Here is a 17,604-nt window from a genome sequence, read left to right as displayed (position 1 = left end):
CGGGGCCGTCACCTGTCGGGCACGCTCTCCCGCCTGTCGTCCCTCGCGGTGTCCTTCGCGAAGACCGACACCGTTCCGGAGCTGACCGAGATCCTGATCTTGTTCGGACTGGAGCGGTCGGCCAGCGTCGGGTCGATGCCACCGCGCGCCAGCGGGGACGCCCCGCCGTCGAAGTCGTAGCGCGTCCCGCTCGGCAGGCCCAGCATCACCGATCCGGAGGTCACCCCGATGTCCACGGCGGCCGGGGGCGCGGTGAAGCCCAGCTCCATCGAGCCCGAGGTCGCGGCGGCGTTGACGCCGGGAGAGGTGAGACGGCTGCCCCGGACGGAGCCCGAGGTGGTGCGCACGGTCACCGGGCCGGACACGTCGGCCAGCAGGACCTCCCCGGAGGTGGAGAGCAGGTTGACCTCCCCCGCCACCCCGGCGACGTCGATGGTCCCGGTGGACTGCTTGCCGGTCACCGCGACCCCGCGCGGCACGTCCAGCTCGATCACCGCACCGCAGCCGAAGTCGCCGGCCGGCAGCACCCGCTTGCAGTCCATCCGGACGTCGAGCTGGTCCTGCTCGAAGAGCGCCGAGACGACCGGCATCCGGACCATCCAGTTCAGGTACTGGCGGACCACCACCCGGCCCTCCTCCCCCGGCCGGATCCGCACGCTGGCGTTGCCCGTGTCCAGCCGGACCCTGGTCACCGCGACCGGGTAGGACATCTCCGAGCGGGTGCGCTGCTGCACCGCGATCGCCCAGGTCTGCACGGCGCCGACGAGCAGCGCCACGACGAGCGCGAGCGTGCCGAACACCCGCCAGGCCCGGTGGCCGCGGCGGGCGGGCCCCGGGGCCGGCCGCCCCGCGCCCTCCGCCGTCCCGTTCCGCGCCGCGCCCCGCTCCGTCGTCATCGTCATCCCAGTTCCAGGAAGCGGAGCACCGCCATCACCCGCCGGTGGCTGTCGTCGGCGGGCGGCAGGTCGAGCTTTCCGAAGATCGAGTTGATGTGCTTGGCCACCGCGCTGTCGCTGACCACCAGGGCGGCGGCGATCGCGGCGTTCGACCGGCCCTCCGCCATCAGGGCGAGCACGTCGCGCTCGCGCGGGGTCAGCCGCTCCAGCGGATCGCGGTGGCGGCGCACCAGCAGCTGGGCGACCACCTCCGGGTCCAGCGCGGTGCCGCCCTCGGCCACCCGCTGCAGCGCGTCCACGAAGTCGTCGACATTGGCCACCCGCTGCTTGAGCAGGTAGCCGACGCCGCTGGTGTTGCTGGTCAGCAGGTCCGCGGCGTACCGCTCCTCCACGTACTGGGAGAGCAGCAGCACCGCCACCTCCGGCCACTGCCGGCGGATCAGCAGCGCCGCCCGCACGCCCTCGTCCGTGAAGCCGGGCGGCATCCGGACGTCCGCCACCACCACCTGCGGGCGGTGCTCCTGCACCGCGGCGAGCAACTCCTCGGCGTCCCCGACGGCAGCGGCCACCTCGTAGCCCACCGCCTCCAGGACCTTGACCAGGCCGACCCTGAGCAGGACCGAGTCCTCGGCGATCACAGCACGCACGGCAACTCCACGGTGATGGTGGTCGGGCCCCCGACGGGGCTGAGCACGGACAGGGACCCGTCGACCGAGGCGGTGCGCCGGCGCAGACCGGTCAGGCCGGTGCCGCGCGAGGCCTCCGCCCCGCCCACTCCGTCGTCGCTGACGATCAGGCGCAGCCGGCCGCCGACGGTGCGCACCGAGACGTCCGCCCTGGTGGCCCGGGCGTGCTTGGCGACGTTGGTCAGCGCCTCGGAGACGGTGAAGTAGGCGACCGCCTCGACGGTCGGCGCTATCCGCTCGGTCAGGTCGACGTCCAGCCGGACCGGCAACGGGGTACGGGCCGCGATCCCGGAGAGCGCCGCGTCCAGCCCTCGGTCCTCCAGGACGGCCGGGTGCAGGCCGCGGACCAGGCCGCGCAGCTCGTCGATGGCCGCCTGCGCCTCCTCGTGCGCCTCGACGATCACCTGCATGGCGTCGGGCGGGACGTCCTTGAGGGTGCGGCGGGCCAGGCCGAGGTTCATGGCGAGCGAGGTGAGCCGCTGCTGGGCGCCGTCGTGCAGGTCGCGCTCGATCCGGCGGCGCTCGGCGTCCACCGCGTCGACCAGACCGGCCCGGCTCTCGACCACCTCCTCGATCCGGTGCTCCAGCTCGGCGGTGCGGCCCGGACCGAGCATCCGCACCGCGGTCGCCTCGTCCAGCCGGGCCAGCAGGTGGACCGCCCAGGGCAGCACCACGAGCAGCAGCAGGCCGCCGACGGTGAGCGAGACGTCCAGCTCGGCCCACTGGTGGTGGACCGGGGAGGTGGCCGGCATCAGCCAGGCCCAGCCGTAGACCGTCGAGGCCACGAGGGCCGCGCCCCATCCGTAGACGACGACCGCCGCGCCGGCGGCGACCAGCGGGCCGACCAGCAGGTGGTAGCCGACCTGGCGCCAGCTGACGCCGGTGCGCAGCCTGGTGAACAGCCCGGCGGGCGTGGCGACGGGGCGCAGCAGCGGCGGGATGTCCACCCCGCGCAGGGCGCGCAGCCGGCCGCGCTGGGCCACGGTGAGCGGGCGGATGGAGAGCAGGATCGCGCCCAGGAGGACCAGCGTCACCTTCGGGGTGAGGACGGCCAGCCAGGCGGGCAGGGAGAGCGGGATTCCGGCGGCGAGGAAACGGGTGTCCCGCCAGGCCACCGCCGACCACGGGGGCCGGAAGGCGCTCCCGGCGAGCGCGGCGTTCGGCGTCGTGGAGGGCATGGCGGACAGCCTAGAGCGCGGTGATCAACCGTCACCATGAAGGGGGCTGCCGAGAAATGGTGAAGCTGGGTACACCCCGGATTCGGATCGGTGCACTACCGACAACGCGGCGCGCGGCCGCGAGTCTTGACGGCATGACGAACACTGCATCGCACTCCGCCAACCCGCCGCACGGGCGTCCGGACCGCGGCACCGGCCACGGCGCGGCCGCCGCCCCGGCCGCCCGCGCCGAGGGCCGGCTGCCGGTCGGGCCCGCCGGTGTGCTCGGCGGGTTCCACGAGCCCGGCGGCCCGGTCGGGCCGTGGTCGGTGCGCAGCGTGCCGGCCGGCCGCGGGCGCGGGTGCGGGCGGGCGGCGCTGGAGGTGTACGAGCACGGCGAGCTGGTGGACGTGCTGGTCGCGGCCCGGCTCCGCCGCGGTCTGCTGCGCGGCGCCCGCGCCTGGGCCGGTCCGGGCGCGGGTACGGGCGGGCGCCGGCGCACCCGGCACGGGCTCGCCTGGGGGCGGCTGCCGCACGGCGGCGCCGTGCCCACCGTCGGGTTCACCGGCGGGCGGCTGCTGCGGCTGCCGGGGCGGCCCGCGCCGGTGGTCGCGGTGGGCGAGGTGGTCGCCGTCGCCGGGGAGTTCTGGCTCGCCTGGGCCGAGGGCGTCTTCGACGGCGTGCTCGTCGAGGCGGCCGGCGGGGCCGGGCCCGAGCGGTCCCCGCTGACCAGGGTCCGCGCCGCCCGCGCGCTCGACGCGGAATGCGGGGGCGCCCGGTGAACGCCGCCGTCCGCCCCGCGCTCGCCTCGCTCACCCCGTTCGCCTCGCGGGTGCCCGCCGTCGCCGCCCTCGCGCTGCTGCCCTGGGTGGCGGTGCTCGCGGCCGCCGGCGAGACGGCGTGGGTCGTCCTGGACCTGTGCGAGTTCGCCGCCCTGCTCCGGCTGGACGCCGTGCTGCGCCACCGCCGCCCGGCCGCCGTCGCACCCGCCGGCGTGGTCGCCCTGCTGCTCGCGGCGGACGCCCTGGTCGACATCGCGACCGCGGGCCCGGGCGCCGAGACGCTCGCGGCGCTGATGATGGCGGGCTGCGTCGAGCTGCCGCTCGCCGCGCTCTGCCTGGCCCTCGGGCTGGCCCGCGCCGGGCGGCCGTCAGCGGACCGGCGCCGCCGGGGCCCCCGCCATGGCCCCGGCCGACGGCAGCCGGGTGGGCAGCCGCGTCACCAGCGCGGCGGTCTCCTCGTCCTTCGGGGTGTAGACGACCATCCGCGGGCCCTGGGACGGGCCCAGCCAGAAGCTGGTGTACTCGAAGCGCAGCAGCCCGATCTCCGGCAACAGGAAACGCTTCAACCCGTTCCCCGGCCGCAGCACGTCATGCCGCTGCCAGGCCTCGTCGAACACCGGGGAGGCCTTGCGCAGACGGCAGAGCAGCGCCCGCCAGGCGGGCTCGCCCCCGTGGTCGCCCATCCCGGAGCGGAACCGGGCCACCATGACGTCGCGCTCGTCCTCGTGGTCCACCAGCACGTCACGGAAGCGCGAGGGGGTGAACGCCAGCCACATCAGATTGCGGTCCTCGGGCGGAAGCGCCTCCAGGTCCCCGACGATCCCGGTGTACTGCGCGTTGTGGGCCAGCACGTCGTAGCGGGAGTTGATCACCGCGGCCGGGTAGGGCGCCATCCGGTCCAGCGTCAGCCGGATGCTCGGGGTGACGGTCAGGCACTCCCGCACCGGTGTCGGGTCCTCCGCCCCGGCCAGCGTGAACAGATGGGCCCGCTCGCTCGGGTCGAGCAGCAGGGCGCGGGCCACCGCGTCCAGCACCTGCACCGACACCTGGATCTCGCGCCCCTGCTCCAACCACGTGTACCAGGTGACCCCGACGGCCGCGAGCTGCGCCACCTCCTCGCGGCGCAGCCCCGGCGTGCGCCGCCGGCCGGTCATCGGGAGCCCCACCTGCTCGGGGGTGATCCGCTCCCGGCGGCTGCGCAGGAACGCCGCCAACTGGTTCCGCCGCGGATCGGCGGGCGCTTTCCCGGTGGTCGCCGTGACGGCGGTCAGACTCATGCCACCAGCATGCGCCAGGCGCCATCCTGTTGCCAGGTACTTCTTATACCTGGATAAGCACACTCTGGTACCAGGGTGCGGAGAGCCGGATCGTAGGACCGTGACCCAGCAACTGACCGCCGCCAAGCCCCTCACCCCCACCTCCTCAACGACCTCAGCCGCCTCTCCCGCCACCGCCTCGCCTTCCTCCTCGCCCTCCCTCGGCACTGCCGGACTGGTCACCGTCCTGCTCGGGGCCTTCCTCCCGATGCTCGACTTCTTCATCGTCAACGTCGCACTGCCGACCATCGACCACGACCTCGCCGCCGGCCCCGCCGTGCTGGAGCTGGTCGCCGCCGGGTACGGCATCGCCTTCGCCGTCCTGCTGGTCCTCGGCGGACGGCTGGGCGACATCTTCGGCCGACGCCGCCTCTTCGTCGCCGGGGCCGCCGCCTTCGCCGTGACCTCGCTCGCCTGCGGGCTCGCCCCCGGCGCCTGGTCCCTGGTCGCCGCCCGGGCCGCCCAGGGCGCCTCGGCCGCGCTGCTGATCCCTCAGGTCCTCGGCACCATCACCGCCGCCACCCACGGCGCCCGGCGCGGCCGCGCGCTCTCGGTCTACGGCGCGGTCGGCGGCATCTCGGTGGTCATCGGCCAGGTGCTCGGCGGCATGCTGGTCGCCGCCGACCTCTTCGGCAGCGGCTGGCGCTCGGTCTTCCTGCTGAACGTCCCGTTCGCCCTGCTGGCCCTCGTCCTCGCGCTGCGCTTCGTCCCGGAGAGCCGCGCCGAGCAGGCCGCCAGGATCGACACCGCCGGCACCGTGCTGCTCACCGCCTCGCTGCTCTCCCTCCTGGTCCCGCTGATGGAGGGCCGCGCCGCCGGCTGGCCGCTCTGGTCCTGGGTGCTGCTCGCGCTGTTCCCCGTGCTCGCCACCGCCTTCGCCCTGGTCGAACGGCGGGCCGAGCGGCGCGGCGGGACCCCGCTGGTGCCGCCCAGCCTGCTGCGCATCCCCGAGATGCGGCGCGGCCTCGGCATCGCGCTCCCCTACTTCGGCGGCTTCGGCGGCTTCATGTTCGTCATCGCGGTCGCCCTCCAGCAGGGCCTGCACCTCGGCCCGGTCGCGGCCGGCTGGGCGCTGGTCCCGATGGCCGTCGGCTACTTCACCGCCTCCCTCTCCGGCCCGCGCCTGATCGGCCGGTTCGGCAGCCGCGTGCTCACCGCCGGCGCCGCCGTCCAGGCCGCCGGCCTCGCCACCCTGGCCGCCACCGTCCTCGCCGACCCGGACGGTTTCTCCGCGCTGCGGATGGCTCCGGGCGTCGCCCTCGCCGGCATCGGCCAGGGACTGATCGGCACCCCGCTGTTCCGCGTCGTCCTCTCCAAGGTCCCCGCCGACCGGGCGGGCGTCGGCAGCGGTGTGCTCGCCACCAGCCAGCAGTCCAGCCTGGCTCTCGGCGTCGCCACCCTGGGCTCCCTCTACCTGGCCCTCTCGCCGAGCCTCGGCATGGACCGCGCGCTCGCCCTCTGCCTCGGCATCCAGCTCCTGGGCTCGTTCACCATCTTCTACCTGACGACCCGTCTCCCCCGTTCCATCGGCTGACGGCCGGGCCGGGTCCCCGGTTCCGTCGTGGCCACCGCCGGTCGGGCGGCCACGACGGAACCGTCCTACTCGGCCCCGCCGGGACGCAGCTCGCACCGCCCGTCGACGCACTCGCGCTGCAGCCGCCCCCGCGACACCGTCTCCAGCAGCCCGATCACCCAGCACGTCGGACACCCGCGGAACGCGAGCAGCCCGACCGGCAGCAGGAGCAACGCCACCGGCCCGGCGAACGGCAGCAGCGCGAAGGCCCCCAGCAACGCCGCGAATCCCACCCCGCCGCGTGCCAGATGCCCGGCCAGCGTCCGGCTGGCGTACCCCGAGTCCCCGGCCATCACCACTCCCCTGCGGTGGTGACGGCGCGGACCGCCGCCCGGGCCCGGTGCAGCCGCGACTTCATGGCGGCCGTGCTCAGCCCCAGCCGATCGGCGACCATCCGCCCGCTGAGCCCCTGCACGTCGCGCATGATCAGCACCCGCCGCTGGTCCGCCGGCAGCGCGGCGATCGCCTCCGCCACCCGCCCGGCCTCCAGCCGCCCCAGCACTTCCTCCTCGGCCGACCGGTACGGCGCCTCCCCCGCCACCGAACGCTCCCGTAGCACCAGGCGAGCCCGCCGCAGGCACTCGTTGCGCACGATCCGGAACATCCAGGAGCCCAGCGCCCCGGTCGCACGCAGCATCCCGATCTTGCGGTACAGGATGATCAGCGCCTCCTGCGCCGCGTCCTCGGCGTCCTCCGGCGTGGCGCACAGCGACCGCGCGAACCGCTGGACGTGCGGATGCGCCCCCGACACCAGCGCGGCGATCGCCTCCACGTCCCCGTCCTGCGCCGCGGCCACCACCGAACTCCCCGGCCACGCCCCCACCTCAGCCACGCCGCCGCCCCCACTTCCGCAGCACCGTCACACTGCACGCCCCGACCAGCGCCACCCCGACCGCCACAGCCACCCAGACCATCATCACAGCCTCCTCTTCCGCCCCGGCCCTCACCGAAGCCACCCATAAGAGGCGACCACCCCCCGAAAGGATTCACCCCACCCGCCCCCGCCCACACCGGAACGGGACGGAGCGGAACGGGACGCCGGGCAACGCCGCGCCCTCCCGCCGGCGCCCGGTCGGACCAGCCGTCACCGCGCGCCGCCCCTCAGGGCCGCCGGCGCGGAGCCTCGTCATCGGGGGTGTCGGGGCCGGCGAAGTGGAAGGGAACCGACAGGTGCGCGGCGAGAGCGCCGCCGGCCCGCTCGGCGGCCACCGCCGCCGGGTGGCGCGGGTGGTGATCCCCCTCCTCGCCGAGGTAGCGCTCGGCCGTCGACCAGTGGACGGTGGCCAACCGGGCCTCGCCCACGGGGTCGGCCGTGATGGCCAGCAGCCGCACGAACCAGTCGCGGACGGTGTCACCGTCCCAGATCGCCTCGATCGCCACGACGCGGCCGCCGCACCCGGCCGCCCGACAGGCCAGCGACTCCAGGTCGAGAGGACTCTCCGGCTCGCGGGCGATCCGGTCGCCGTAGTGGAGGTAGCGGTCGTTGGCGATCAGCTGCGCGGTTCCGACCCCGATGCCGTGCGGAACGAGACCGACGTCGGTGATCACATGCACCGCACCGAGCAGGGAGTCCTGAAGGACGTACCCGTCGATCTCCTCGCGGATCCCGGCCGGCAGACTCTCCCACCACACGGCCCTGGCCGCCTTGTCCATGACCATCGAGCCCCCACCCCCCTCGGAGACCTCGACGACGGAGCCGCGCGCCACCCTACTGCGCCCTCGAAGCCGCAGCGTGTGCTCGTCCGTCGCGCGGCACTCCGTCAGGCGACCACCCGGCAAGCCGGTCGAGGCGCGGCGGGTCGGCTGGGGGCGGGTGGGGCCGGCAGGTGGGTGGTCAGGTGAACCAGACGATCTTGCGGTGGCCCACCAGAAGGCCGCGTGCCCCGGGCGGTCACGGCGAGGCGGGAGGTTCACCGCGTTCACCGCGTTCGCCGCGTTCGCCGCGTTCGCCGCGTTCGCCGTGCTCACCGCGTTCGGTGAGCAGAGCGGCGAGGAACGGGGAAGGCGGCCCCACCGGCAACAGCGGTGGGGCCGCCTTCAGTTCACGGGCGGTACGTCAGTGCCGGTGGCGCCGACGGCGCGAGGCGAGGACGAGGGCCGCGCCGCCGAGGGCGACGGCGGCACCGATGCCGCCGATCAGCGCGACCTGGCTGCCCGTCTCGGCGAGGCCGCCACCGCCGGGCTGGTGCGGCTTGCCGCTGTGCGACGGGTGCGGGCTGTGACTGCCGGTCGCGGTGGGCGAGGGCTCCGACGTGGGCGAGCCGGTCGGCTCGGGCGTCGGGGAGGTGGTGGCGGTCGGGGAGGAGGTCGGGGACGCCGTCGGCGACGGCGAGGACGTGGTCACCGTGACCGTGGCCGTGCACTCCCCCGCCGTCGTCCCGGGCGGGCAGTTGCCGCCGGGCCGGTCGGACACCACGGTGTTGCGCAGCGTGTGGTCCCCGGCGGCCGGGTCCTTGACCTTCACCGTGTACGTCACCCGGGCGACGGCGCCGACCGCCAGGTCGCCGGTCCAGCTGAGCACCGGCTGGGCGTAGGACGGCGTGCCGGCGGTGGCGGTGGCGTCGTTGTTGTACGTGGCGTCGTCGAGGACGGCGCTCAGGTCGTCGGTGACGGTCAGTCCGGTGAGCGCCGCGTTGCCGGTGTTGGTGATGTCCACGTGGTACGTGACGGTGTCACCGGGGAGGGCCTGCGCCTTGTCGGCGCTCTTGGCGAGCCGGTAGCCGGCGTGCTCGGTGACGGTGTTGCGCACGGTGTTGCTGGTCCGCTGCTGGTCACGGCCGGTCTGGGGGCTGTGGTAGGCGAGGGACGAGGTGTTGTCGAGCTTGGTGCCCGGCGCGAGTGCGGCGTCGACCCGGGCCCGGAAGGAGATCGTCGCCTCGGCGCCCGGCGCGAGGTCGGCGGCGGTGCAGGTGACGTTCTGCCCGGAGGCGGTGCAGCCGGCGCCGGAGCCCTCGACGTAGGTGGTGCCGGCGGGCAGCACGTCGGTCAGGGTGACGCCGGTGGCGGTGTCCAGGTCGGCGGTGCTGCCGTCCGAGTGCCGGTTGGCGATGGCGAAGGAGTAGGTGATCTCGGCGCCGGGGTCGACGAGCCCGGGCGGGTTGTCCGTGGTGGAGCCGGCCGGGTTGTTGGCCTTGGTGATCTGCAGGTCCGGTTCGAGGGCGTCGACGGCGAGCCAGACCGCCTGCGGGTGCAGCGCGTCGCCCGCGCCGTTGATCCGGAGCACGGCCTGGGTGCTGCCCGCGGGGATCTTGCCGGTGACGTCGATCATCCGGGCGTCGTAGCCGTAGTTGTTGACCGGCGCGGGGTCCCGGGTGGTGATGTTGGTGCCGGTGCCGTCCGCCGCGACGTGGTCGATCCGGCTGGTGAAGGCGTTGTCGGTGGTGACGCCGCCGAACGGGTTGGGCATCGGCAGCAGCGTCAGGTTGTCGGTCGAGGAGCCGACCAGCAGCTGGTCGCCCTGGATCGGCACGTCGCCGTCGCCGACGGTGACACCCATGGTGGCCGGCGGGGCGGTGGCGGGTGTGCGGATGCCGGCGAGGGTGAGCGTCGCCAGGTTGTCGGGGCTGCGCAGCAGCTGGAAGCCGTCCCAGACCTGGAGGTAGCGCAGCGGCTCCGCCTGGTCCTCGTAGGCGACCACCAGTGACCAGCCGCCCCAGCAGCCCACGTTGTTGCCGCCGAAGTTCTGCGCGGAGGAGCGTCCGGCGCACGCCTGGATGTCGGCGACGGTGTAGCTGCCCGGACCGGCGGCCTTCACCTGGGCGGTGACGTCCTTCACGCCCGCACCGGCCAGCAGCGGCTCCGGCGGGTTGCCGCCGACCTGCTGGTCGAACCAGTCGTAGGTGTCGGCGGTGAGCTGCTCGTAGGAGGAGCTGCCCGGGACCTTCCAGGACACCAGGTTGCCGGTGTTGATGTCCCCGGAGGTGCCGCCGGCGGTGCTGGTGTTGGTCGGGTTGAACTGCCAGTACAGGCGGGCCGACAGCACCTGGGCGCCGGCCGGGATCACCAGCTGCGCGGAGGACGCGTTGTCGCCGGGCGCGTTCGGGTCGGTCTTGACGTACTTGGTGCGGCCGTTGTTGGTGCCCTCGGTGTCGTTGCAGACCGAGCCGTCGCTGTCGTCACAGGTCAGCACCGAGTTCGACGCCATCGTGAGGTTGCCGTGCGCCAGCAGGTCGAGCACCGGGTCCGGGCCGATCGGCCGCTGGGTCCCGAGACCGCGAACCGCCTTGCCGGCCTTGCCCGCCGGAGCCTGGGCCTTGCCCGATGAGGACGAGGCCGACGGAGCCGACGGCGAGGTGGACGCCGACGGGGCGGCGAGCGGCGCGGAGGGGGCGAGCGCCAGCGCCGAGGCGGCGAGGGCACCGAGCACCGCGCGACTGGGCAGACGGCGGACCCGGCTTCCGGATGCCGGGCGTTCTCCGCGCGTGGCGGGTGGCGTGCGGTCTCTCACGGGGGACTCCAGGAGATGTTCGAGGGTACGGGAGGGTGAGGGGGCCCTCCCGGACGAATCATGACGTTACGTCCGGATTCGACCAGGTCGAATAATATGTCACATTCGCTCATCTCCCTCTCACGAACGTTCGTCACCCCGCGGCGCCGGGCGGAGAAATAACCCATTGGCCGCACCGGACCCCTTCGTGTCAGCATGACGATATGAGCGACGAACGCACGACCGACCCCGTCGACACCCGCGACCGCGCCGCGCTGACCGCCGCCGTGGCGGCCGGGGCGGAGCCCAAGTGGCTGATGTTCTGGGGCCACCAGGAGCAGCGGGACGGCTCGCTCGGGCCCGGGGTGCTGAGCCAGTGGTGGCCCGGGCACCCGTTCACCGTCGACGGCGTCGGGTACGCGACCGCCGAGCACTGGATGATGGCGGGCAAGGCCCGGATGTTCGGGGACGAGCGGACGCTCGCCCGGATCCTCGCGGCGGCGAGCCCCGGCGAGGCGAAGAAGCTGGGCCGCCAGGTCCGGAACTTCGACGACGCGGCCTGGACCGCCGGACGGTTCGAACTGGTCGTCCGGGGCAATGTCGCCAAGTTCGGCGGCCACGAGGAGCTGCGCGGATACCTGCTGTCGACGCGTCAGCGGGTCCTGGTGGAGGCCAGCCCGCTGGACCGGATCTGGGGCATCGGCCTCGGCGCCGACGACGAGCGCGCCCCGCGCCCGGCCGAATGGCGCGGCGAGAACCTGCTCGGCTTCGCCCTCATGGAGGCCCGCACCCGGCTGGCGGCAGCCGCCGCCGGGTGAGCGCCGCCGGCGCCTCCCGCGGGACGGCGCTCCCGCGGGGCGCGTGCGCCGGGTCGCCCACCACTCGCGCACTCCGTGCGCCCCCGGACACCACTCGCAAGCCAGTGGACGTACTCCCGTAACGCCGTCGCCGTATTTCGACGCGAGGATGTCTGGCCGTCAGGGTCACGATGGACAGGTTGCGGTGATCATGCGTACACGGCACACGGAACGGCCCCTCGGCGCGGACCCGGGCGGCGGCGAGGGCGAGCAGGCGGCTCTCGAACTCAGGGCGCAGCTGGACGAGTTGCTCCGCGCCCGGCAGTACGCGGGACAGCGTGAGCGGCGGCTCGCCGAGGCCCTGCGGGCGCTGCCCGAACGGCAGCACCCGGACGGGGAGCTGCTGCGGCAGCTGACCCAGGCGCGGACGCTGCGCGAGGGGCTGGGCGCCCGCTGCCTGGAGCTCAGCGACCGGCTGAAGGCGCTGGAGGAGCAGTTGCGCCAGCCGTCCCCCCGCCGCTGGATCCCGCGCCAGCCCGTCGACACGCCCCTCGGCGCTCCCTTCGACACCCCCCTCGCGACGCCCGCCGACGCCTTCGCCGGCCGGTCCGCCGCCGCGTCCGCCGACCCGTCCGCGGGCACGCCCGGCGACACCTACGCCGATACGCGCGCCGGCGGACCCGTCGACGCGACCGGCGGCACGCACGGGAGCACGCACGGGAGCGAGGCCGGCTCCGGCGGCGCGCAGGACGACGGGCGGGCCGCCGCCGAGCCGCAGGCGCCCCCCGCCCCGCCCCGGCGCCGCTCCCCCGGCGAACTGGCCGCCCTCGCCGAGCGCATCACGACCCTGTACCGCCGGGCCTCCCCGGACGAGGCCGCCGGCATCCTGGACCAGGGCGCCGAGCACCTCACCCCGCACGACACGGCCCAACTGGCCGCCCTGCTCGCCCGGCGCGGACCGACCGGCGCCTCCGTCCAGCTGGTCCGCAGCGCCGTCCACGCCGGACCCCAGCACGCCGCCACCACCCTCGCCGAACTCCGCCAGGCGGGGCTCGCCGAGGAGGCCGGCGACCTCTTCCACGCGCTGCGCTCCTGCCCGGCCGCCACCCTGCCCGCCCTGCTGGACGCCCTGGAGCGGGCGGGTCAGCACGCCGACGGCGCCACCCTGCTCTGGGAGTGGGGCTCCGCGCCGACCGCCGAGCTGGCCGCGCTGGCCACCGGGCTCTACCGGGCGGACCGCGCCGCCGACGCCCGGACCCTGCTGCGCCAGGCGGCCGGCCGGCCCACCGGCGACCTCGCCGCGCTCGCCGTCACCATGGCCCCGCCGCTGCCCACCCTGCTGCTGGGCGAGCTGGCGGCGCTGCGTCCGCCGGCCGAACTGGTCCGGCTGGCCGCCGCGCTGGCCGGCCGCCCGGACCTGTACGAGGCGCTGCTCACGCCGCTGCTCGACGACCCCGCGCGCCACCGCACCACGCTCGCCGCCCTGCGCACGGCCGGCCTGCCGGCCACCCCGGCCAGCCGCCCGCGCTCCCGCTGGGGCCGCCGGTAGGCGCGGACGCGGAGCACCGGGCACCGGGCACCAAGCACGGAGCCCCCGACCGCCCTCGGAAGGGCGACGGGGGCTCCGCGCGGGCGGACGGACGTCAGCAGCCGATGAGGCGCGCCGCCAGGTAGGACTTCACCTGGTCGAGCGAGACGCGCTCCTGCGTCATGGTGTCGCGCTCGCGCACGGTCACCGCGTTGTCCTCCAGGGTGTCGAAGTCGACCGTCACGCAGAACGGCGTGCCGATCTCGTCCTGGCGGCGGTAGCGCTTGCCGATGGCGCCGGCGTCGTCGAACTCGACGTTCCACGCGGTGCGCAGGTCGGCGGCCAGGCCGCGGGCCTTCGGCGAGAGGTCGGCGTTGCGCGACAGCGGCAGCACCGCGACCTTGACCGGCGCCAGGCGCGGGTCCAGACGCATGCCGACGCGCTTCTCCATGACGCCCTTGGCGTTGGGCGCCTCGTCCTCGAAGTAGGCGTCGAGCAGGAAGGCGAGCAGGGCGCGGTTGAGACCGGCCGCCGGCTCGATGACGTACGGGAAGTACCGCTCGCCGGACTCCTGGTCGAAGTACTTGAGGTCCTGGCCGGAGGCCTCGCTGTGCACCGACAGGTCGTAGTCGGTGCGGTTGGCGATGCCCTCCAGCTCGGAGAACTCACTGCCGCCGAAGTTGAAGCGGTACTCGATGTCCACCGTGCGCTTGGCGTAGTGGGAGAGCTTCTCCTTCGGGTGCTCGAACAGGCGCATGTTCTCGGTGCGCAGGCCGAGGCCGACGTACCAGTCCCAGCGCTGCTGCAGCCAGTACTCGTGCCACTGCTCGTCCTCGCCCGGCTTGACGAAGAACTCCATCTCCATCTGCTCGAACTCGCGGGTCCGGAAGATGAAGTTGCCGGGGGTGATCTCGTTGCGGAAGCTCTTGCCGACCTGGGCGATGCCGAACGGCGGCTTCTTGCGCGAGGTGGTCTGGACGGCCTTGAAGTTGGTGAAGATGCCCTGGGCGGTCTCCGGGCGCAGGTAGGCCAGGCCGCTCGCCTCCTCGGTGACGCCGAGGTGGGTCTTCAGCATGCCCGAGAAGTCCTTGGGCTCGGTGAACTGGCCCTTGGTGCCGCAGTCGGGACAGTTGATGTCCTGCAGGCCGTTCGGCGGCGGGAAGCCGTGCTTGGCCTCGTACTTCTCCTCCAGGTGGTCGGCCCGGTGGCGCTTGTGGCAGGAGAGGCACTCGGTCAGCGGGTCGTTGAAGGTCTGGACGTGGCCGGACGCCTCCCAGACCTCGCGGGCCAGGATCACCGACGAGTCGAGTCCGACGACGTCCTCGCGGGCCTGGACCATCGCGCGCCACCACTGGCGCTTGATGTTCTCCTTGAGCTCGACGCCCAGCGGTCCGTAGTCCCAGGCGGCACGCGTGCCGCCGTAGATCTCGCTGCAGGGGTAGACGAAGCCACGGCGCTTGCTCAGGCTGACGATCGTCTCGATCTTGTCGGCTGCCACAGTGCTCTCTTCAGTACGTACGGCACGGTCAGGGCACGGCTGGTTGCGCGTACCCGAATACCTCAGGTTACCGGCCATATGGGTACGGGGTTCAAATCGGTATCGCCGGTACCGGCCCACTCACCGTCACCGCCCGTTCACCCGTCCGAGTGATTTGACAATCATTTCCATCTAATCTGAGAATGGTTGTCATGATGATCAGACGACGTGCCCGCAGCGTCCTGGCCCTGACGGCCACCGCCCTCGCCGCCGCCCTCACCCTGACGGCCTGCGGCAGCGGCGGCGCCGGGTCCGCGGACGGCCGGCTTGACGTCGTCGCGTCCTTCTACCCGATGGAGTTCCTCGCCTCGCAGATCGGCGGCGAGCACGTGAAGGTCACCGGCCTGACCGCCGCCGGCGTCGAGCCGCACGACCTCGAACTCACCGCCAAGCAGGTCGGGCGCGTCCAGAAGGCCGACGCGGTCGTCTACCTCAAGGGCCTGCAGCCCACCGTCGACAAGGCGGTCGCCGACTCCCGCGCCAAGCAGAAGATCGACGCCACCGCGGCCGCCCCGCTGGAGGACCACCACCTCTCCGAGGGCCACACCGAGGACGACGGCCACGACCACGCCGACGAGCACGCCGACGGCCACCACCACGACGAGGCCGCCGGCGACCCGCACATCTGGCTCGACCCGACCCGCTACGCCGCCGTGGCCCGGAGCGTCGGCGCCGGGTTCGCCGAGGCCGACCCGGCGCACGCCGACGACTACCGGCGCAACACCGACGAACTGGTCGGCCGACTCACCGCCCTGGACCAGGAGTTCAAGGACGGGCTGAAGGACGCCACCACGCGCACCTTCGTCACCAGCCACGCCGCCTTCGGCTACCTCGCCGAGGCCTACGGCCTCACCCAGGTCTCCATCAACGGCGTCGACCCCGAGTCCGAGCCCACCCCGGCCCGCCTCGCCGACGTCCAGAAGGCCGCCAAGGAGAACGGCGTCACCACGATCTTCTTCGAGACCCTGGCCAGCCCCAGGCTCGCCGAGACCGTCGCCAAGGACCTCGGCCTCAAGACCGCCGTCCTCGACCCCCTGGAAGGCGTCAAGGACCGGGCGAAGGACGACTACCTGTCGGTCATGAGGCAGAACCTGACCAACCTCAGGGCCGCCCTCGGCGCCACCGCCCTCACCAGCTGACGGGACCACGGCATGACTCCCCCGACACCCCCGGCCGTCCGCCTGCACGACGCCGTCGCCTCCCGCGGCGGGCGCCCGGTGCTGCGCGGCGTCGACCTCACCGTCCGCCCCGGCGAGGTGGTCGCCCTGCTCGGCGCCAACGGCTCCGGCAAGTCCACCACCGTCAAGGCCGTCACCGGCGCCGTCCCGCTGGAGCGCGGCGGCCTGGAACTCTTCGGCACCCCGCTCGCCCGGTTCCGCGCCTGGCACCGGATCGGCTACGTCCCGCAGCGCACCACCGCCGCCTCCGGCGTCCCCGCCACCGTGCGCGAGGTCGTCGCCACCGGCCGGCTGCCGCTGCACCGGCTGCTGCCGCTGCGCCGCGCCGACCGCGCCGCCGTGGACCGCGCGCTGGCCGCCGTCGGCATGCTCGACCGGGCCCGCGACGGTGTCGGCGACCTCTCCGGCGGCCAGCAGCAGCGGGTGCTGATCGCCCGCGCGCTGGCCGGCGCCCCCGACCTGCTGATCATGGACGAGCCGATGGCCGGCGTGGACGCCGCCAGCCAGCAGGTGCTCGCCGACACCCTGCGCGCCGAGGTCGCGCGCGGCGCGGCCGTCCTGCTGGTGCTGCACGAACTCGGGCCGCTGGAACCGCTGATCGACCGCGCCGTGGTGCTCCGCGACGGCTGCGTCGCGCACGACGGCCCGCCCGTGCCCAACACCGGCCTGCACGCCCTGCCCGGCCACGACCACGTCCACCCGCACGCCGACCACGGCCACGACCACGAACGGATCCGGGGACTGCTGTCATGACCGAGATGCTCAGCTACGACTTCATGCAGCGGGCGCTGCTCGCCGCCGTCCTGGTCGGCGTCACCGCCCCCGCCGTCGGCATCTACCTGGTGCAGCGCCGCCAGGCCCTGATGGGCGACGGCATGGGCCACGTCGCGATGACCGGCGTCGGCCTCGGCTTCATCTTCCAGACCAGCCCGGTCTGGACGGCCGTCCTGGTCTGCGTCGTCGGCGCCGTCACGATGGAACTGGTCCGCTCGCGCGGCAACCAGCGCGGCGACATCGCCCTCGCGATGCTCTTCTACGGCGGCATGGCCTGCGGCAAGCTGCTGGTCTCCAAGTCCGCCCAGGCGGGCGCGGGTTCGCTGGAGAGCTACCTCTGGGGCTCCATCCTGACCGTCTCCCCCGCCGACCTGGCCACGATCGCCGCGCTCGGCGCCGTCGTCATCGCCGTCACCCTCGGCCTGCGCCGCCAGCTCTTCGCGATCTGCCAGGACGAGGACTTCGCCAAGGTCACCGGCGTCCCGGTGCGGCTGCTCAACCTGCTGCTCGCGGTGATGGCCGCGGTCACCGTCACCGTCGCCATGCGCGTGGTCGGCCTGCTGCTGGTCAGCGCCCTGATGGTGGTCCCGGTGGCGGCCGCCCAGCAGCTCACCCGCTCCTTCGCCGCCACCCAGGCCGGCGCGATCGCGGTCGGTGTGATCGTCGCCCTGGCCGGCGTCACCGGCTCCTACCAGCTCGACGTGCCGTCCGGCCCGGCCATCGTGCTCCTCGCCATCGCGGTCTTCGCACTGTTCAGCGCGATCGCCGCACCGCTCGCCCGGCGCCGCCACCGCGGCACCCCGGAAGCCGGACCGCAGGTCTGCGACGTCCGGCTGCCGGACCCGCAGCAGTCCGGCGACACCGCCCCGGAGCGCACCGCCCCGCTCGCCCCGGGCCGGGCCGACGCGCTCTCTCCGGCGCCCGGTGCGGGGCTGGCACAATGAGGTGCCAGTC

At 74.3% G+C, this 17,604-nt stretch carries 16 protein-coding genes; 7 read left to right on the top strand and 9 right to left on the bottom strand.

Annotation, left to right across the window (positions count from 1 at the left end):
- Positions 1 to 8: 8 nt before the first annotated feature.
- The 3 genes from ABT093_RS21130 to ABT093_RS21120 are packed head-to-tail and all read right to left on the bottom strand — an operon-like array spanning position 9 to position 2,760.
- The gene (locus ABT093_RS21130; protein WP_350566419.1) at positions 9 to 902 is read right to left on the bottom strand and encodes a DUF4097 family beta strand repeat-containing protein; all 894 of its coding nucleotides are present in this window, start codon (positions 900 to 902) and stop codon (positions 9 to 11) included.
- Positions 899 to 1,543 carry a response regulator gene (locus ABT093_RS21125; RefSeq protein WP_350566417.1) on the bottom strand — a complete coding sequence of 215 codons (645 nt, stop codon included), beginning with the start codon at positions 1,541 to 1,543 and terminating at the stop codon, positions 899 to 901. Before ABT093_RS21125 ends, ABT093_RS21130 begins: the two co-directional genes overlap by 4 nt.
- On the bottom strand, positions 1,531 to 2,760 hold the full coding sequence (locus ABT093_RS21120; RefSeq protein WP_350566415.1) for a sensor histidine kinase: 1,230 nt from the start codon (positions 2,758 to 2,760) through the stop codon (positions 1,531 to 1,533). The genes ABT093_RS21125 and ABT093_RS21120 overlap by 13 nt, the downstream gene beginning before the upstream one ends.
- A gap of 134 nt (positions 2,761 to 2,894) precedes the next feature.
- Between ABT093_RS21120 and ABT093_RS21115 the strand changes: the two genes are divergently transcribed.
- On the top strand, positions 2,895 to 3,521 hold the full coding sequence (locus tag ABT093_RS21115; protein WP_350566413.1) for a hypothetical protein: 627 nt from the start codon (positions 2,895 to 2,897) through the stop codon (positions 3,519 to 3,521).
- Positions 3,522 to 3,889: 368 nt separating this feature from the next.
- Here the strand turns inward: ABT093_RS21115 and ABT093_RS21110 are convergent, their stop codons facing one another.
- A complete protein-coding gene (locus ABT093_RS21110) occupies positions 3,890 to 4,798 on the bottom strand; it encodes a helix-turn-helix transcriptional regulator (RefSeq protein WP_350566411.1) in 909 nt (302 codons plus the stop codon).
- A 100-nt stretch (positions 4,799 to 4,898) separates the two neighbouring features.
- On the opposite strand from ABT093_RS21110, the gene ABT093_RS21105 reads away from it, so the two are divergent.
- A complete protein-coding gene (locus ABT093_RS21105) occupies positions 4,899 to 6,371 on the top strand; it encodes an MFS transporter (RefSeq protein WP_350566409.1) in 1,473 nt (490 codons plus the stop codon).
- 65 nt (positions 6,372 to 6,436) lie between these two features.
- Here ABT093_RS21105 and ABT093_RS21100 read toward each other — a convergent pair whose 3' ends face one another.
- The 4 genes from ABT093_RS21100 to ABT093_RS21085 all read right to left on the bottom strand — a co-directional run bounded on the left by ABT093_RS21100 (position 6,437) and on the right by ABT093_RS21085 (position 10,776).
- Positions 6,437 to 6,703: a hypothetical protein gene (locus ABT093_RS21100; RefSeq protein ID WP_350566407.1), complete on the bottom strand. Its 267-nt coding sequence runs from the start codon at positions 6,701 to 6,703 to the stop codon at positions 6,437 to 6,439.
- Complete coding sequence (locus tag ABT093_RS21095) at positions 6,703 to 7,209, bottom strand: RNA polymerase sigma factor (RefSeq protein ID WP_350566499.1); 507 nt, start codon at positions 7,207 to 7,209, stop codon at positions 6,703 to 6,705. The genes ABT093_RS21100 and ABT093_RS21095 overlap by 1 nt, the downstream gene beginning before the upstream one ends.
- Positions 7,210 to 7,511: 302 nt before the next feature.
- Positions 7,512 to 8,069 carry a hypothetical protein gene (locus ABT093_RS21090; protein ID WP_350566405.1) on the bottom strand — a complete coding sequence of 186 codons (558 nt, stop codon included), beginning with the start codon at positions 8,067 to 8,069 and terminating at the stop codon, positions 7,512 to 7,514.
- A 397-nt stretch (positions 8,070 to 8,466) separates the two neighbouring features.
- The gene (locus ABT093_RS21085; protein WP_350566403.1) at positions 8,467 to 10,776 is read right to left on the bottom strand and encodes a DUF7927 domain-containing protein; all 2,310 of its coding nucleotides are present in this window, start codon (positions 10,774 to 10,776) and stop codon (positions 8,467 to 8,469) included.
- 284 nt (positions 10,777 to 11,060) lie between these two features.
- Here ABT093_RS21085 and ybiA point away from each other — a divergent pair, with 284 nt between their 5' ends.
- Together ybiA and ABT093_RS21075 are read left to right on the top strand one after the other, a co-directional pair.
- Positions 11,061 to 11,654: a riboflavin biosynthesis intermediates N-glycosidase gene (gene ybiA, locus ABT093_RS21080; RefSeq protein ID WP_350566401.1), complete on the top strand. Its 594-nt coding sequence runs from the start codon at positions 11,061 to 11,063 to the stop codon at positions 11,652 to 11,654.
- A 190-nt stretch (positions 11,655 to 11,844) separates the two neighbouring features.
- Complete coding sequence (locus tag ABT093_RS21075) at positions 11,845 to 13,182, top strand: hypothetical protein (protein WP_350566399.1); 1,338 nt, start codon at positions 11,845 to 11,847, stop codon at positions 13,180 to 13,182.
- 94 nt (positions 13,183 to 13,276) lie between these two features.
- Here the strand turns inward: ABT093_RS21075 and ABT093_RS21070 are convergent, their stop codons facing one another.
- Complete coding sequence (locus ABT093_RS21070; protein WP_350546272.1) at positions 13,277 to 14,659, bottom strand: glycine--tRNA ligase; 1,383 nt, start codon at positions 14,657 to 14,659, stop codon at positions 13,277 to 13,279.
- Between the two features lie 191 nt (positions 14,660 to 14,850).
- On the opposite strand from ABT093_RS21070, the gene ABT093_RS21065 reads away from it, so the two are divergent.
- The 3 genes from ABT093_RS21065 to ABT093_RS21055 are packed head-to-tail and all read left to right on the top strand — an operon-like array spanning position 14,851 to position 17,594.
- Positions 14,851 to 15,837, top strand: a complete 987-nt coding sequence (locus ABT093_RS21065) for a metal ABC transporter substrate-binding protein (RefSeq protein WP_350566397.1) — start codon at positions 14,851 to 14,853, stop codon at positions 15,835 to 15,837.
- Positions 15,838 to 15,849: 12 nt separating this feature from the next.
- Complete coding sequence (locus ABT093_RS21060; protein WP_350566395.1) at positions 15,850 to 16,629, top strand: metal ABC transporter ATP-binding protein; 780 nt, start codon at positions 15,850 to 15,852, stop codon at positions 16,627 to 16,629.
- Positions 16,626 to 17,594 carry a metal ABC transporter permease gene (locus ABT093_RS21055; protein ID WP_350566393.1) on the top strand — a complete coding sequence of 323 codons (969 nt, stop codon included), beginning with the start codon at positions 16,626 to 16,628 and terminating at the stop codon, positions 17,592 to 17,594. Before ABT093_RS21060 ends, ABT093_RS21055 begins: the two co-directional genes overlap by 4 nt.
- Positions 17,595 to 17,604: the final 10 nt, after the last annotated feature.

This window comes from Kitasatospora sp. NPDC002551 (assembly GCF_040296005.1).
Lineage (GTDB): Bacteria > Actinomycetota > Actinomycetes > Streptomycetales > Streptomycetaceae > Kitasatospora.
This window is presented reverse-complemented; position numbering and strand designations above follow the sequence as displayed.